A 14,182-nucleotide genomic window follows, 5' to 3' on the forward strand; every position below is an offset into this window, starting at 1 on the left:
CCGTCGCCGCCGTCGCGGAGCGCGAACCGTCGCCGCCGTTAAACCGGCTAAGGAATTCAGAGATATTGTCGACGGCCATTTTACTGGCGACCTCGCCGGCGTCGTGTCCGCCCATGCCGTCGGCGACCAGCAACAGGCCCGATGCGGCGTCCATGCCGAAGCTGTCCTCGTTGTAAGGACGTTTACGACCGGAATCGGTCAAGCCGACGAACTCGATTCGGGACGTTAAAGCAGTCATGATTAAAAGCATTCCTTTGATGAGGGCTATCATTAATATATCATCAAAGAACTATTCCACAGAAAACAACGCAAATGAAAACAACGCAAAATCTGGCCGTTTTGTTCGCCGACATTACCGGAAGCACCGGCCTGTATGAAAAGGAAGGCAACAAGCGCGCCTTTGCGTTGGTTTCCGAGTGTCTGCATACGCTTGTTTCAAAAGCAAAACCCATGGGCGGAACCCATATAAAAACCATCGGCGATGAGATCATGATGACTTTTCCGAACGCCGACGGCGCTTTTCAGGCGGCGAAGGCCATGCAGGAAGCCCTTATCGGCGCTCCTCTGTCAATCAAGGTAGGTTTCCACTATGGGCCGGTAATCCCCGAAGCCGGCGACGTATACGGGGACGTCGTCAACGTGGCGTCCCGCGTCGCCAAGGTGGCCGCCCGCGACGAGGTCATCACTACCGGAGATGCCGTGGAAAAGCTGTCCCCCGCCAATCGTGGAAATGTTCGCCACCTGGATACCATGACGGTCAAGGGCCGCGCCGGAATGATCGATCTGTACCAGGTTATCTGGCAAACGGACGAATTGACCATCATGGCCGGCGAAACGGATACCGTGAAACCTGAAACAGGTCCGGTCATGGTAATCACCTGCGACGGCAAGGAATATCATGTCAACCGGCAAAGCGGCCGCTTCAGCATAGGTCGCGGCGATCAGAACAACCTTGTCATTGATGACAGTCTGGTTTCCCGCCGGCACGCCGGCATTGAGTACAGGCGCGGTCGCTTCATCCTGACCGATCAGAGTTCGAATGGAACATATATTTTGAAGGGTGACGTCAGTTCTCTGGTCAAACGCGAATCAACCGAACTCAGCGACTCAGGGCTGATCGGGCTGGGCAAGAAACCAAAGCGTGATTCCGGCAAGGCCATCAAATATGACTGCCTTAACTGTTAGAGTATCCGCCTATACCAATGGCCGTAAAGAATGACTCTGAAAAATCCTCCCCCTTGCTTCAAGGGGGAGTTAGAGGGGGTATTTGAGTAACCTCCCCTTGCCCCTCCTTCGTAAGGAGGGGAAAGCGCGATTATGGCCGATGGTATTATTCTATTTCCCAAACTGCATCGCCGTCATCCTTACCGACAGGCTTCGGCGGCAGGCGGCGGGAAGCGTAGCTGATCAGAATCTCATAAAGCGCCTTAAGGAAACGATCAACCTTGCCCAGCCTTTCCGCAACGTCGGAGTTCTCGACCATATCGCGGGCAATAATATCATAATGAGTTTCCTTGATATTTCCGGACTCCACGCGCATCTCAACGGGCATGGTTTCGCGGATATAGCGCATGAGGAAGTCGAACAGGGTTTGCGTATCATGGTCAAGAGCCGCAATCTTCTTTTTGAACTGATCCTTGTCGATGATGGTGCAGGTGGACGGCTCCGTGGTTGTGGCGGTAGCCATGCGCCGAGACCCGTCGACCAAAGCCATCTCGCCGAATATCTCATTCTTGCCGACGACGGCTATGACTTTAAGATTTCCGGCGTCGCCTTTGGTGATGGAGACCTTTCCCGATGTCACAAGGTAAGCGGCGTGGCCTTCCTGGCCTTCGCGGAAAATGACCTGGTCTGCATGGTAGACCCGCCGGTCGGAAACGCTCTTCAACGACATTGTCCGCCCCCCTGATCTCCTATGAAACGATCTCACTCGGTTTTACAGGTCATGAGCCTGTGGGTATTATGCGGGCAGGTCTACATCCCCACAAGCCGCTCGGCCCGGTAGGCGATAACCTCATGCGACTCCACGTCTATCTCAGTTAATAAAGACTCACCGGACTTTTGCAACAAGTCTGTTTGTTAACAACAAACGGAACTTGTTTAGGAACGAACTTGCCCGGCGCCGACAGATTATCCTTGCAATTCTGACGCTATATATCATAATTGCAAGCATGATAGAGCGCCGCCACCGCGCCACCGTCGAGGGTCTTATGCAACGCCACCCGGCGGTGGCATTACTCGGACCGCGCCAGAGCGGCAAGACCACGCTTGCCCTGGAAATCGGCCAAGGTCGCTCCTCCGTCTACCTTGATCTCGAATCTCCATCCGATTTGGTTAAGCTGAAGGAGCCGGAACTATACCTTGTCGGCCATGAAGACAAGATGGTCATCCTCGACGAAGTACAGCGCGTCCCTGATTTGTTTAAGGTCTTGCGCGGACTGATTGATGCCGGACGGCGGCGAGGCCATCGGGTCGGACGGTTTCTTCTGCTCGGTTCGGCCTCAATCGATCTGCTGAAACAGTCGTCGGAAACGCTCGCCGGCCGGATCGCCCATTCGGAACTTACCCCGTTCGACATGCTCGAAGTGGTAAAGACGTCCGCCGACATGAATCGACATTGGCTTCGCGGCGGATTTCCCGACAGCTTCCTTGCCCCGGATGATCGCAGCAGCGCGGAATGGCGGGAATTATTTATCCGCACTTATCTGGAGCGCGACATCCCGCAACTCGGGCCGCGTGTGCCGGCGGAAACCTTGCGTCGGTTCTGGACGATGCTGGCCCATGAACAGGGCGGTTTGCTTAACGCCGCCCGCATCAGCCAGGGATTGGCGGTCAGCGGTCACACGGTGGCCCGCTATCTCGACCTGCTGGTCGATCTTTTGCTGGTGCGGCGGCTGACGCCCTGGATATCGAATACCGGCAAGCGCATGGTCAAATCGCCTCGCGTCTTCGTCCGCGACAGCGGCATCGTCCATGCCCTTCTCGGACTGGAAACCCTCGATAAACTTCTGGGGCACCCCGTGGTAGGAGCCAGTTGGGAGGGCTACGTCATTGAGAACCTGCTGTCGACGGCGCCGGCCAACGCCCAGGCAGGGTTCTACCGGACCTCGGCGGGGGCCGAAATCGATCTGGTGCTGTCGATGGGCGACGGCAGACTTTGGGCCATCGAAATCAAGCGCAGCCTGTCGCCGCAACCGTCGAAGGGATTCTGGCTGGCCTGCGACGACATCAGACCAGATGCCCGGTTCGTGGTTTATCCCGGCGCCGAACGCTACCCGCTTAAAGACGGATTGGAAGCTATCGGCCTCGCCGAGATCATGGGTCTCCTGGCGGCAAGCCCATGACAGGTTTGCGCGGGATTTCGCCCCCTCTTGCGTCCATGGGATGCCCATGGCGCTACGAATCAGATAAGCGACGAAGCTCATTATCTGCCCAATCGCGAGCAACTCGCCACGCTTCCTGGACATTGCTCAATCTCTCCTTTAGCTGCTTGAACGGTTCAGGTGCCGGATCGGGAAACATATTCTCAACCCTGATAAGCTCTTCGATGCACGCCTTCATTTCGCCTTCCGCATAATCCATTGCTTCTCGCAGTTTTTTCAAGTCGCACATCTTCGAACCTCCCCTATCCCAATAAACTCGCCTCAACCTGCGCCATTGCCCGCTGGTGATCGGGCGTCGGGAACAGATGCCCGTAGCGCTCCATGGTCATCCGCACCGGGAATGCCCGGCGAAGGTCATCACCTCCTTGATGCAAGCGTGTCAGGATTGATTAAACCCATTAAGCCTCAATATGAAAACAAGACGTGGATGGCCGTGACAAGCACGGCCATGACGGTTTCATTTACTTCGTCATGCGCGGACTTGATCCGCGCATCCACGTCTTCATGCAAGAGAAAGCGATTCACATCAATCCTGACGCGCTCTAAATCCCTGCTCGATCCACAGCAACATCGCGAAGTGGCGCAGGTCGCGCCATCGTAGATCAATCTTGACCTTCTTGCACGGCGGCTTGAAGTGCCGCCGCACCGTGTTGGCGTGATCGGATTTCAAAAAACAGCGTTTCCTCAAATCGCCTGCGCCGGAGGTATTTATCGGCCCGTGCATCAGACGTTTTCCCCGCTCGCCGGGTTGCCGATCATGGCCAGGAATTCGTGTCGCGTTGACGGGTTGTCGCGGAAGGCGCCGAGCATGCGGCTGGTAACCATCACCACCCCCGGCTTGTGGATGCCGCGAGTGGTCATGCACTGGTGAGACGCCTCGATGACCACCGCCACGCCTTCAGGCTGAAGGACTTCGTTGATTGTATTGGCGATTTGGGCGGTCATCTTCTCCTGAATCTGGAGACGACGCGCATAGACGTCCACCAGCCTGGCCAGCTTGCTGATGCCGACAACCCGGCGCTTCGGCAGGTAGGCGACATGGGCCTTGCCGATAAAGGGCGCCATATGGTGCTCGCAATGGGACTCAAAGCGAATGTCCTTGAGCAGCACCATCTCGTCATAACCTTCGATTTCCTCGAAGGTGCGCCGCAACAGGTCCACCGGATCGGATTTATATCCGGCAAACGATTCCTCGCAGGAGCGGACAACGCGGGCCGGAGTCTCCTTCAACCCTTCCCGCGTCACATCGTCGCCGGACCAGCGGATCAATGTACGGACGGCTTCTTCGGCCTCGCTGCGGCTCGGCCTGGAAGATGCGGATTTTTCAGCGCTCACGGCCTGAACCTGTCTTTCAAAACCAACATTAACGGATTCTCCCTGATTCAAAGGAACTGTCCAGAAGAAAGCCTATGCCGCGCTACACGAGCCGCCGCCGAGAACGCAGAATTTGGCGCAGTGGGGATGGTTGAGCTTCACCGTCTTTGACGAGTCCGTCAAATCCGGCCCCAGTTCGAACCTGGAATCATAGGGAAGCAGGGTGCAAGGCACAACTGCCGGGGCGGATGCCCCCTTGCGCTTGATAACCATGCGCGAGGTGGCGCACATCATGGTTTCCGGCGCCACGCCGAGAATATCCCAGCATAACACGGTGATTTCGTGAACATCGGCGTTTTCATCCAGTTCGGGGAACAAAACGAGTCGCGCCTTATCTTCGGCGTCTACGGGTATGCCGTGCCTTTTGAACAGGGCGGCATAGCCGGAACGCGCCGTCCCTTCGTCCTCGCCCCAGCAGGTGCGCCCGGCCACGGCAAGATTAAAGCCGTTCTCGGCCAACCATTTCAGCCCTCTCAGGACAGGCTCCCATGATCCCTCGCCACGGATGGCCTCGTGCCTTTCAGGGGCATAGTGGTCTATGGATACCCTCACCGACAGCCTGTCGCCGTAGCGTTCTTTCAGTTTCAACAGCTCCCGGCGCCGGTTCCACATCGGCTTCATGGCGTTGGTCAGAATCAGGACCCGGTAGCCGCGCCCCAGCGCCGCGCCCGTCATATGGAGAAATTGCGGGTTCATGAACGGCTCGCCGCCGGTAAAGGCGATCTCTTCCACCGGCAACCCCTCGGCGGCTACCTCGTCAAGATAGCGGTCGGCCTCATCGGTTGTTATGTAGGCCAGACGATCATTCTTCGGACTGGAATCCATGTAACAGTTTTTGCAGGCGATATTGCAAAGGCTGCCGACATTAAACCAAAGGGTTTTGAGGCGCGTCAGCGCCACCACGGCGCGTTGCTCGCCCTTGGCGGTAATATCGGGGTCGCGGAATTTGCGCGGATCAATCCGCACTCGTTCGGCATGAAGCATGCTTTTCATTCTTCGTTTTCTATTGATGCGACAAATCTTAGACCCTGCAAGGCGGTCTTGAAGCGTTCGTCGCTCCTGTCCTTGGGATAAACGATAAAGGCGGGCCGCAGAAATATCGGCGTGTTCCTGACAAGAAATAATGTTCCGGCGCTGATATGCGAACGAACGAGGCGCATGGGGAAATATCCCGACCCTTTATTCTCCAGCACACACTGTAACCCCAGTTGACCATGGCCTACCGACAAGGCGGGGGTTTCAAGATTGGGAAAGGCGCTGCTGAAATTGACCCTGAAATCAGGCCCCCAATTCACATATATAAAATTTTTATCATCCGGCCCTTTGGTTTTTTCATTGGTTGACGCCAGCACCAGTTTTTCCGTCAACAGTTCCTCGATAACCAGACCCGGCCTGCTGAGCGGATTATACATGACGCCGATATCGATCATGCCGTCGAGAAGGTGGCGCATAAGCCCGTCGGAAAGCCCGACCTCCGCCTTGATCGCCAGATCGGGGACGGCGGCCCGCATCCAGGGTATCCATTTCAGCAGGAGCCGCTCCCAAAGCGTGAATTGGCCGCCGATGGATAAAATGCCCCGAAAGTTCTGGGGAAGCGCGGTTTCCTGACGCGCCTGTTCCCATGTTCTTATCAAGGCTACGGCATATTTCTGGAAATTGGCACCGGCGCCGGTTAAAACGGTGCCGTTCTTGTTGCGAACGAACAGGGATTGACCGAGAGAATCCTCAAGAGCCTTGACCCGCATGCTGATGGTCGATTGCGATACATTGATCTGATCAGCGGCTTTATTGAAGTTTCCCGTTTCGGCAACCGCGAGAAACGTGCGGGCAAGGTCGATATCCATGGGTTAATCTCCTTGGACCTGCGCCTGTTTTGCGGTGGCGACTATCGCGTCAAGCTTCTCCTTAATCTCCTCGTCCAGTCTTTCCCTAGGCACTAAGCCTGCAAGGGTATGGTAGTCGGATTTTCGTAATTGCAACGGTAGTTTGAGTTTCTGGAAATATTTCTTGAAAAGCGGGTCGAGAAACTCATCGGTGGCTTTAACATCGAGAGACCACGGGTCCGGCTTGCCGAGCGTTCGCAACGCATCCGTTACCTCCGCGACAGCCGCTTTCATGGCTTGTTCACGTCGGCTGCTCTCATATTTCCCGAACAGATCATCATGTAAGTCATATCCGGCATAGGCGAGCAATACTTCTTCCATGCAAAAATAATTTTCGATTTCCCTGCGCCGCCACATCATTTCGGTGAGGCCGTTAGCGGATTGAAGTTCACCGTTCAGTCGGTCGAAGACGGCAATTCCCACAAGGTTTTTCTTTGCTTCCTGCAACCCAAAGAAATGCTCACGCGCCCTACCGGGCAAGTTTGTTTCGACGTACTTCACGAAGGGGCGCTCAAGGTATTGTTGCGCCGGGTGATCAATCAATTTAGCGAATGCTTGAAGAATGGCCAGATCAGTGGAGTTCTCCACATACAGCACCCAGCCGGTTTCCTCCGCCTGATAATATTGATCGAACCCGATATCCCGCAAGGCCTTCAAAACTTGGGAACCGCGATCATCAATGCGATGAGGCTTCCCGACAAAAGCGACGACTGCATCCCGGCCTGCGGCTTCGTTGAGTATAATTTCCGAATGACTGGCGGCAATAATCTGCGAACCTTGTTGCCCGGCAACCTCGATAAGGAGATTGTAAATCTGGCGCTGGCGCAGAATCTCAAGGTGGGCATCCGGCTCGTCTAAAAGCAGCACAGCCTTGGGATTAGCATAAAGATGGGCAAGCAACAGCAGCGTTTGTTGCATTCCTCGTCCTGATGAAGAAAGGTCGAGCTTGTTCTTTCGTTCGTCCTTGTAGGCCATGGTTATTTCGCTGCGCTCGGCAATATATTGCGGAGTCAAAAGTTCCACGCCGAATAAGGCGCGGATGTGTTTCACCAAGGCATCCCAATGCGCTGAATTATCGTTCTTATAAATTTGGTAACAGAGGTTACGCAGAACCTGGGCCGTTTGCCCTTGGCCGATGAGTACGCCGATCTCACCCGGCTCCTTTACAAACTCCCGATCCGCCAAGCCGGACATGGGGGGAAGAAACGCAACACGCACGCTTCCCGCTTCGTCAGGGACAGGCATACGCTCAGAGCCGTTGTTAATCCGCAACGGGCGGCAATAAAAAGATTCCTCATTGGCGTAGTCGAATTCAAAGCCGCATGACCATGCCTTGTCATGGGTGACGCCGTCTATAATGATATCTACCCGAACGTTTTCGGTTTTTTGGCGTAACTTACCGTCTTCTTTACTCTGCCGAACGTCCCGAGTATGTAAATCATGCCAGAGCAGGTTGGCTACCGGCACGGGAATAGAAACCAGGTCGCGCCGGTTGACGGTGACGCCCGGCCTTTCCTTCAGCGATTTTCCCTTTCTTTTTTCATTCCAGCGCCTGATGCCGATGTCCCACAAGGCGATTGCCTGCAAGGCTGTTGTCTTGCCGGAATTATTCGGCCCGATCAAAACAACGGCCTTGCCGAGTTCGACATCCACGTTGTCAAAGCGTTTGAAGTTGCGGATTTTGATGCGCGTCAACATTCGGATACTTTCTTTTTGATCGCTTACATTAATTCAAATTATTCATTTGATCAAACATGACCTCGTGCGCGTATTCGGGTAGACTTCCTGATTATGGATCACAGCGATAAAATCTGCGCCGGGGACCGTGAACGGCTGATCGGGCGGTTTGCCCCCGCCGCCGCCCATGCGCCGGTCCTGCCCGGCGACCACGCCCTCAATCCCGGAACCCGGCCCAAGGAACCGCTGACGCCGGCGGCGGTCATGATTCCCATTATCGCCCGGCCCCAAGGGCTGACCTTATTGTTCACCCGCCGCACCGAACATCTGGCTGTCCACGCCGGGCAGATCAGCTTTCCCGGCGGACATGTGGAACCCGCCGACAATAATCCCGAAGAGACGGCGCTACGCGAATGCGAAGAGGAGATCGGACTCGACCGCAAGCATGTAACGGTTCTCGGTAATCCGGGCGGATATGTGACCCGCACCGGGTTCCATGTAACGCCGGTGGCGGGCCTGATCGAGCCGCCCTTCGAGTTAAACATTGATCCCCATGAGGTGGCCGAGGCGTTTGAAGCGCCGCTGGACTTTTTCCTCGATCCGGCTAACCATCGGCAATGCAACCGCGAGTTTGAGGGAACGATGAGAAAATTCTACGCCATCCCCTACGGCGACCGTTATATCTGGGGCGCCACCGCCGGCATTCTGATCAACTTTTATAACTTTATGGTTCGGTAATGACCCGCTTTTTATGGTTATATGTTTTACCGCTTGTGTTTCCCGCCGCCGTCTACTTCCTGTGGATAAAGCTCAGGAGCCGCGAGGAAAAGGAAGGCGACGAACCGAGGAAAGACCCCTGGTTCTGGCTGATCCTGTGCGGGTTGCTGCTGATGGCCGCAAGTCTGGTCCTTATGGCGGCGAGCGACGATAATGTCACCAGCGGCGCTTACGAGCCTGACCGCCTGGAGAACGGACGCATCGTCCCCGGCGGGATCAAGTCCGCGCCGAAATGACCGCGCCCACGGAGCCTACCGGCAAAATCGGGCCGCAACCATGGCTGACGGCCCCCGAAACCCGCGCCGTGATCAAGGCTTTGCAGGCCGGCGGCGGCGAGGCGCGTTTTGTCGGCGGCTGTGTGCGCGACGCCTTGCTTAAACGTCCCGTCGTCGATGTGGACATCGCCGTCACCGACAAGCCGGACAAGGTGATCGGCCTGCTGGAGCGCGCCGGCGTCAAGGCAATTCCCACCGGCATTGATCACGGCACGGTGACGGCTGTCATCGGCGGCAAGAGCTTCCAGATCACCACCCTGCGCATCGATGTGGAAACCGACGGACGCCGCGCCAAAGTGGCCTTCACCGACGACTGGGAAGCCGACGCGGCGCGCCGCGACTTCACCATCAACACCATGTCATGCACCCTCGACGGCGATGTTTATGATTACTTCGGCGGCCTGGATGACCTGGGCCGGGGACGGGTGCGCTTCGTCGGCCTCTCCCGCGAACGCATTGAAGAGGACGCGCTGAGAATACTGCGCTTCTTCCGCATGAACGCCGCCTACGGCAGGCCGCCGCCGGACACCGCCGCCCTGGTGGCCTGCCGGGCGCTTGCGCACAAGCTGTCCGGGCTGTCGGGCGAGCGGATCGGCTATGAGATGTCGCGCATCCTGCTCGGCCCTCATCCCGCCGACGCCGTGCAACTGATGCGCGGAGAGCTGGTGCTTGACCGGATTCTGCCCGAGGCCGGCGACGTCGGCGTCCTGCGCCAACTGAGCTGGATCGAAGATACGGCCATCAAAATAAATCCCGTTACTCCCGATTTCATACGGCGTCTCGCCGCGTTGCTTGACGCCGACGGCGAAGGGGCGAAAACCGTAGCGGCGCGCCTCGTCCTCTCGAAAAAACAGACGGCGCGGCTGGCAGCCATCGTCGATCCGGCTTTCATGATTACGCCGGACATGGATGAAACCTCCCGCCTTCGCGCCCTCAGGCGTCTCGGCTCCGGCCTGTTCATGGATATTGCCCTGGTCGTCTGGTCCGCTGAAAGGACGCTCTCGCCGCGCCGGCCCGCAGAGCGCACCCGAAGCTGGATCGCTCTGCTGGAGGAAGCCGAGGCCGGCATGCCGCCGCCGTTTCCCTTGACCGGGCGCGACGCCATGGCTCTCGGCGCGCCTTCGGGACCGCGCATCGGCGGCTTGCTGTCGGCGGTTGAGGACTGGTGGGAGGAAGGAAGCTGCAAGGCTGATCGTGACGCCTGCCTTGCGAAGCTTAAAGAGATTGCGGAAACGTCCCCGTCTGCCTGAGAGCCTCGCCCAGCGCCATGGCCGCCGCCGTGGCGACGTTCAGGGAGCGGGCGCTTATGACCATGGGAATTCGCACGGCTGCGCCGCAGGCCGTATGTACGGCGTCAGGCGCTCCGGCGCTTTCCCGTCCCACCACCAGCGTATCATCGGCCATGAACCGGAATTCCCCGTAGGGAACAGACGCCTTGGCGGTCAGCAGCACCGGTCGACTCTTGTTATTTATGCACGCATCCAGAAATGACGCCCATGAATCATGGCGGGTGATTTCCGCCAGTTTCAGATAATCCATTCCGGCGCGATGCAGACGTTTGTCGGAAAGAACGAAACCGGCAGGCTCGATAATATCCACCCCGATCCCCAGACACGCCGCCGTGCGCAGCATGGCGCCGGTGTTTTGGGGGATATCAGGCTCGAAGAGGGCAAGACGCATTTCGGGTCCGTCCGGGCGGGCTTGTTAAAGAATATTGATCTTACCCCTTTTCAAGGCGGAGTTTTTTATTATATTCTCCGCTCAGCTCGTAATCCACGGTGCTTGTTTACCGGGAATTTAGTCGGCTGGTGGGGATGATCTGGTCAACCCGGGTCATTGATAAGGGGAGTTTGACATGACACATACAGCGACCGCCGCTCCGTCCGGAGGGGGGGAAACACGGCGTGATTTCCTAGTAATCGCCACCGGCGCCATGGGTGCCGTCGGCGCGGGACTGGCGGTTTGGCCGCTTGTCCACAGCATGAACCCGGCCGCCGACGTATTATCGTTGTCGTCCACCGAGGTTGACTTGACCCCCATCGCCGAGGGACAGGCCATCACTGTGGTATGGCGCGGCAAGCCGGTCTTCGTCCGCCACCGCACCGCCGCAGAGATCGAGTCGGCGAAGACGGCAAACATGGGCGATCTGCCTGATCCGCAAGCCGATGACGTCCGGGTGCAAAAGGGCGAATGGCTGATCCTGGTCGGCGTATGCACTCATCTGGGCTGCATTCCGCTGGGCCAGCGTCTGGGCGACGCCAGAGGCGAGTTCGGCGGCTGGTTCTGCCCGTGCCACGGCTCTCACTACGACACCTCGGGACGCATCCGCAAGGGACCGGCGCCGAAGAATCTGGCGGTTCCGCAGTATACGTTCCTCGACGACAACAAAATTAAAATCGGGTAAGGGGACAGGATTATGACAACACCGACCTGGAATAACCCGATCATCAAATGGATCGACTACCGGCTTCCGATTTTCACCTTCGCCAAACATGAAACGGTGGACTATCCGACGCCGAAAAACCTGAACTACTGGTGGAATTTCGGATCTCTCGCCGGCATCGTTCTGGTGATCATGATCGTCACCGGCATTTTCCTCGCCATGGCCTACACGCCGCATGTGAGTATGGCGTTTGAGAGCGTCGAGCGCATAGTTCGCGACGTCAACTACGGCTGGCTTCTTCGATTCGTGCATATGAACGGCGCCTCTATGTTCTTTCTGTGCGTCTACATCCACCTCTTTCGCGGTCTTTATTTCGGTTCCTACAAGTACCCGCGTGAAATCCTGTGGATTCTCGGCGTATTGATCATCCTGGCCATGGACGCCACGGCGTTCATGGGATATGTGCTGGTGTGGGGACAGATGAGCTTCTGGGGCGCCACCGTGATCACCAACCTGTTCTCGGCGATCCCGCTGATCGGCGAGTCAATCGTGACCTTGCTGTGGGGCGGCTTCTCGGTGGACAATCCGACGCTGAACCGCTTCTTCTCGCTGCATTACCTGTTGCCGTTCATCATCTTCGCGCTGGTCTTTGTTCACCTGTGGGCGCTGCATATACACAAGTCCAACAATCCGGCGGGCGTCGAAATCCAGACGCCGGGCGACACCATCCCGTTCCATCCCTACTACACCATCAAGGATACCTTCGGGCTGGCGGCGTTCTTGTGCTTCTTTATGTTTTTCGTCTTCTTCGCCCCCGACTTCTTCGGCGAGCCGGACAATTACATCAAGGCCAATCCGATGGTGACGCCTACCCATATTGTGCCTGAATGGTATTTGCTGCCGTTCTACGCGATCCTGCGGGCGATCACCTTTGACATCTTCTTTATACCGGCCAAGCTGATCGGCGTGATCGCCATGTTCGCGTCGATCCTGATTCTGATGTTCCTGCCGTGGCTGGACACTTCCAAGGTGCGCAGCGCCAGATTCCGGCCCGTTTACAAGCAGTTCTACTGGATATTCTTTTTAGATTGCCTCGTGCTCGGTTACATAGGCGGCAACCCTCCGGAAGAACCTCTTGTCACCATCGGCCAGATCGCCACGGCGTACTATTTCGCCCACTTCCTTGTCGTCATGCCGCTGCTCGGCAAGTTCGAGAAAACCAAACCATTGCCCGAGAGCATCAGCGCGTCTGTCCTCAAGGGTCACACAGCACACCGGGAGGCACTATGATGCGTAGGATCATTATTTGCGCCGTCGCGGCGCTGACCTTGAATGCCGGCACGGTTCTGGCTTCCGGGGGAGGAAAGCATCCGCCCGATATTAAATGGTCGTTCGAGGGCATCTTCGGGAAATTCGACGCCGCGTCGCGCAAGCGGGGATTTCAGGTCTATTCGGGGGTGTGCGCCGGGTGCCATGCGTTGAGTATGGTTACCTACCGCAACCTGATGGACATCGGCTTCACCGAGGACGAGGTCAAAGCCATATCCGCCGAGTTTGAAGTCACGGACGGCCCCAACGACGCGGGCGAGATGTACACCCGCCCGGCCCTGCCGTCGGATCGCTTCGTGTCGCCGTTCGCCAATGAAAAGGCGGCGCGCTCGGCAAACGGCGGCGCTTATCCGCCGGACCTGTCCTTGATTATCAAGGCTCGCCCGAACGGCGCCGACTACCTTCACGCCCTGCTCACCGGCTACCATGAGGCGCCGCCGGAAGGCGTTACGTTGAACGAGGGAATGAACTACAACGACTATTTCCCCGGCAACCAGATCGCCATGCCTCAGCCGCTGTCGGAAGGGCAGGTTGAGTATAAGGACGGCGTTGAGGCCACTCTCGACCAGGAAGCCAGGGACGTGGTTCAGTTCCTGACCTGGGCGGCCTCGCCGGAACTGGAAACGCGCAAGAACATGGGCGTCAAGGTGATGCTGTTCCTGATCGTGCTCACCGCCATGCTGTACGTCATCAAGCGCAGGGTATGGTCGGACCTGCATTAACCGTCTGCTGAGACGCTATAATCAAAAGGGCCGCTACCCCGAGGTAGCGGCCCTTATTCGTTTAAACCGGTTGCCCAAAATTAGTATCAAAAACAATCTCACGCCAAGACGCAAAGGCGCAAAGTTTTGCTTTTCTTGGCGTCTTAGCGTCTTTGCGTGAGTTATACCAGTGGCCGCAAAAAAAGACTCGTTGAGAAAGACTCTCACCCTTTTGAAGGGGGAGGTATCGGCCTGTGTGTTTTGACACAGAGGCACAGAGGCGCAGAGAAGATTTTTCTTTATTTTTTCTATTCTCCTCTGTGTCTCTGAGCCTCTGTTGTCTAATTCCGGTTCTGCCGTCAAGCTCTTCCGAACCTTTCTTTTGTCCTTCACCGGGAAC

At 57.0% G+C, this 14,182-nt stretch carries 17 protein-coding genes and 1 pseudogene (1 of these 18 cut by a window edge); 8 read left to right on the forward strand and 10 right to left on the reverse strand.

What is annotated here, in order from left to right:
• Positions 1–238 (reverse strand): annotated as a pseudogene (locus tag A3H92_01520) (hypothetical protein); it reaches 509 nt to the left of the window's first position.
• A 74-nt stretch (positions 239–312) separates the two neighbouring features.
• On the opposite strand from A3H92_01520, the gene A3H92_01525 reads away from it, so the two are divergent.
• Positions 313–1,185 (forward strand): hypothetical protein, encoded by an 873-nt coding sequence (locus A3H92_01525; GenBank protein OHC76348.1) that lies wholly within the window; start codon positions 313–315, stop codon positions 1,183–1,185.
• 145 nt (positions 1,186–1,330) lie between these two features.
• Here A3H92_01525 and A3H92_01530 read toward each other — a convergent pair whose 3' ends face one another.
• Entirely contained in the window at positions 1,331–1,894 is a 564-nt protein-coding gene (locus tag A3H92_01530) for a hypothetical protein (protein ID OHC76349.1), read from the reverse strand.
• Positions 1,895–2,171: 277 nt separating this feature from the next.
• Here A3H92_01530 and A3H92_01535 point away from each other — a divergent pair, with 277 nt between their 5' ends.
• Positions 2,172–3,344: an ATPase gene (locus A3H92_01535; GenBank protein ID OHC76363.1), complete on the forward strand. Its 1,173-nt coding sequence runs from the start codon at positions 2,172–2,174 to the stop codon at positions 3,342–3,344.
• Between the two features lie 52 nt (positions 3,345–3,396).
• On the opposite strand, the gene A3H92_01540 is transcribed toward A3H92_01535, so the two are convergent.
• The 6 genes from A3H92_01540 to A3H92_01565 form a co-directional block, all read right to left on the reverse strand.
• The gene (locus A3H92_01540) at positions 3,397–3,612 is read right to left on the reverse strand and encodes a hypothetical protein (protein OHC76350.1); all 216 of its coding nucleotides are present in this window, start codon (positions 3,610–3,612) and stop codon (positions 3,397–3,399) included.
• A 297-nt stretch (positions 3,613–3,909) separates the two neighbouring features.
• Complete coding sequence (locus A3H92_01545; protein ID OHC76351.1) at positions 3,910–4,107, reverse strand: hypothetical protein; 198 nt, start codon at positions 4,105–4,107, stop codon at positions 3,910–3,912.
• A complete protein-coding gene (locus tag A3H92_01550; protein ID OHC76364.1) occupies positions 4,107–4,718 on the reverse strand; it encodes a GTP cyclohydrolase I FolE in 612 nt (203 codons plus the stop codon). The genes A3H92_01545 and A3H92_01550 overlap by 1 nt, the downstream gene beginning before the upstream one ends.
• Before the next feature lie 72 nt (positions 4,719–4,790).
• Positions 4,791–5,741, reverse strand: a complete 951-nt coding sequence (locus A3H92_01555) for a radical SAM protein (protein ID OHC76365.1) — start codon at positions 5,739–5,741, stop codon at positions 4,791–4,793.
• A gap of 5 nt (positions 5,742–5,746) precedes the next feature.
• Entirely contained in the window at positions 5,747–6,601 is an 855-nt protein-coding gene (locus A3H92_01560) for a LysR family transcriptional regulator (GenBank protein ID OHC76352.1), read from the reverse strand.
• A 3-nt stretch (positions 6,602–6,604) separates the two neighbouring features.
• Positions 6,605–8,338, reverse strand: coding sequence for an AAA family ATPase (locus A3H92_01565; GenBank protein OHC76353.1), 1,734 nt, complete (start codon positions 8,336–8,338; stop codon positions 6,605–6,607).
• 93 nt (positions 8,339–8,431) lie between these two features.
• On the opposite strand from A3H92_01565, the gene A3H92_01570 reads away from it, so the two are divergent.
• The 3 genes from A3H92_01570 to A3H92_01580 are packed head-to-tail and all read left to right on the forward strand — an operon-like array spanning position 8,432 to position 10,619.
• A complete protein-coding gene (locus A3H92_01570; protein ID OHC76354.1) occupies positions 8,432–9,055 on the forward strand; it encodes a hypothetical protein in 624 nt (207 codons plus the stop codon).
• The gene (locus A3H92_01575; protein OHC76355.1) at positions 9,055–9,330 is read left to right on the forward strand and encodes a hypothetical protein; all 276 of its coding nucleotides are present in this window, start codon (positions 9,055–9,057) and stop codon (positions 9,328–9,330) included. The genes A3H92_01570 and A3H92_01575 overlap by 1 nt, the downstream gene beginning before the upstream one ends.
• The gene (locus A3H92_01580) at positions 9,327–10,619 is read left to right on the forward strand and encodes a hypothetical protein (protein OHC76356.1); all 1,293 of its coding nucleotides are present in this window, start codon (positions 9,327–9,329) and stop codon (positions 10,617–10,619) included. Before A3H92_01575 ends, A3H92_01580 begins: the two co-directional genes overlap by 4 nt.
• On the opposite strand, the gene A3H92_01585 is transcribed toward A3H92_01580, so the two are convergent.
• Positions 10,585–11,049: a tRNA methyltransferase gene (locus A3H92_01585; protein ID OHC76357.1), complete on the reverse strand. Its 465-nt coding sequence runs from the start codon at positions 11,047–11,049 to the stop codon at positions 10,585–10,587. The two genes, A3H92_01580 and A3H92_01585, sit on opposite strands and share 35 nt — an antisense overlap.
• 175 nt (positions 11,050–11,224) lie before the next feature.
• Between A3H92_01585 and A3H92_01590 the strand changes: the two genes are divergently transcribed.
• From A3H92_01590 to A3H92_01600, 3 genes are read left to right on the forward strand one after another with little or no spacing between them, the layout of a single operon-like run.
• Positions 11,225–11,773: a ubiquinol-cytochrome c reductase iron-sulfur subunit gene (locus A3H92_01590; GenBank protein OHC76358.1), complete on the forward strand. Its 549-nt coding sequence runs from the start codon at positions 11,225–11,227 to the stop codon at positions 11,771–11,773.
• Between the two features lie 12 nt (positions 11,774–11,785).
• On the forward strand, positions 11,786–13,042 hold the full coding sequence (locus A3H92_01595; GenBank protein OHC76359.1) for a cytochrome B: 1,257 nt from the start codon (positions 11,786–11,788) through the stop codon (positions 13,040–13,042).
• A complete protein-coding gene (locus A3H92_01600) occupies positions 13,039–13,803 on the forward strand; it encodes a cytochrome C (GenBank protein OHC76360.1) in 765 nt (254 codons plus the stop codon). The genes A3H92_01595 and A3H92_01600 overlap by 4 nt, the downstream gene beginning before the upstream one ends.
• Positions 13,804–13,836: 33 nt before the next feature.
• On the opposite strand, the gene A3H92_01605 is transcribed toward A3H92_01600, so the two are convergent.
• Positions 13,837–14,175: a hypothetical protein gene (locus A3H92_01605; protein OHC76361.1), complete on the reverse strand. Its 339-nt coding sequence runs from the start codon at positions 14,173–14,175 to the stop codon at positions 13,837–13,839.
• Between the last annotated feature and the right edge of the window lie 7 nt (positions 14,176–14,182).

Source organism: Rhodospirillales bacterium RIFCSPLOWO2_02_FULL_58_16, from assembly GCA_001830425.1.
In the GTDB taxonomy this organism is placed as follows: domain Bacteria; phylum Pseudomonadota; class Alphaproteobacteria; order Rhodospirillales; family 2-02-FULL-58-16; genus 2-02-FULL-58-16.

Bases quoted from the DNA above. Each gene is read 5' to 3' on its own strand.
- A3H92_01600 (OHC76360.1), top strand. From the start codon at position 13,039: ATGATGCGTAGGATCATTATTTGCGCCGTCGCGGCGCTGACCTTGAAT.
- A3H92_01555 (OHC76365.1), bottom strand. From the start codon at position 5,741: ATGCTTCATGCCGAACGAGTGCGGATTGATCCGCGCAAATTCCGCGAC.
- A3H92_01540 (OHC76350.1), bottom strand. From the start codon at position 3,612: ATGTGCGACTTGAAAAAACTGCGAGAAGCAATGGATTATGCGGAAGGC.
- A3H92_01525 (OHC76348.1), top strand. From the start codon at position 313: ATGAAAACAACGCAAAATCTGGCCGTTTTGTTCGCCGACATTACCGGA.
- A3H92_01585 (OHC76357.1), bottom strand. From the start codon at position 11,049: ATGCGTCTTGCCCTCTTCGAGCCTGATATCCCCCAAAACACCGGCGCC.
- A3H92_01580 (OHC76356.1), top strand. From the start codon at position 9,327: ATGACCGCGCCCACGGAGCCTACCGGCAAAATCGGGCCGCAACCATGG.
- A3H92_01535 (OHC76363.1), top strand. From the start codon at position 2,172: ATGATAGAGCGCCGCCACCGCGCCACCGTCGAGGGTCTTATGCAACGC.
- A3H92_01570 (OHC76354.1), top strand. From the start codon at position 8,432: ATGGATCACAGCGATAAAATCTGCGCCGGGGACCGTGAACGGCTGATC.
- A3H92_01545 (OHC76351.1), bottom strand. From the start codon at position 4,107: ATGCACGGGCCGATAAATACCTCCGGCGCAGGCGATTTGAGGAAACGC.
- A3H92_01575 (OHC76355.1), top strand. From the start codon at position 9,055: ATGACCCGCTTTTTATGGTTATATGTTTTACCGCTTGTGTTTCCCGCC.
- A3H92_01595 (OHC76359.1), top strand. From the start codon at position 11,786: ATGACAACACCGACCTGGAATAACCCGATCATCAAATGGATCGACTAC.
- A3H92_01560 (OHC76352.1), bottom strand. From the start codon at position 6,601: ATGGATATCGACCTTGCCCGCACGTTTCTCGCGGTTGCCGAAACGGGA.
- A3H92_01565 (OHC76353.1), bottom strand. From the start codon at position 8,338: ATGTTGACGCGCATCAAAATCCGCAACTTCAAACGCTTTGACAACGTG.
- A3H92_01530 (OHC76349.1), bottom strand. From the start codon at position 1,894: ATGTCGTTGAAGAGCGTTTCCGACCGGCGGGTCTACCATGCAGACCAG.
- A3H92_01590 (OHC76358.1), top strand. From the start codon at position 11,225: ATGACACATACAGCGACCGCCGCTCCGTCCGGAGGGGGGGAAACACGG.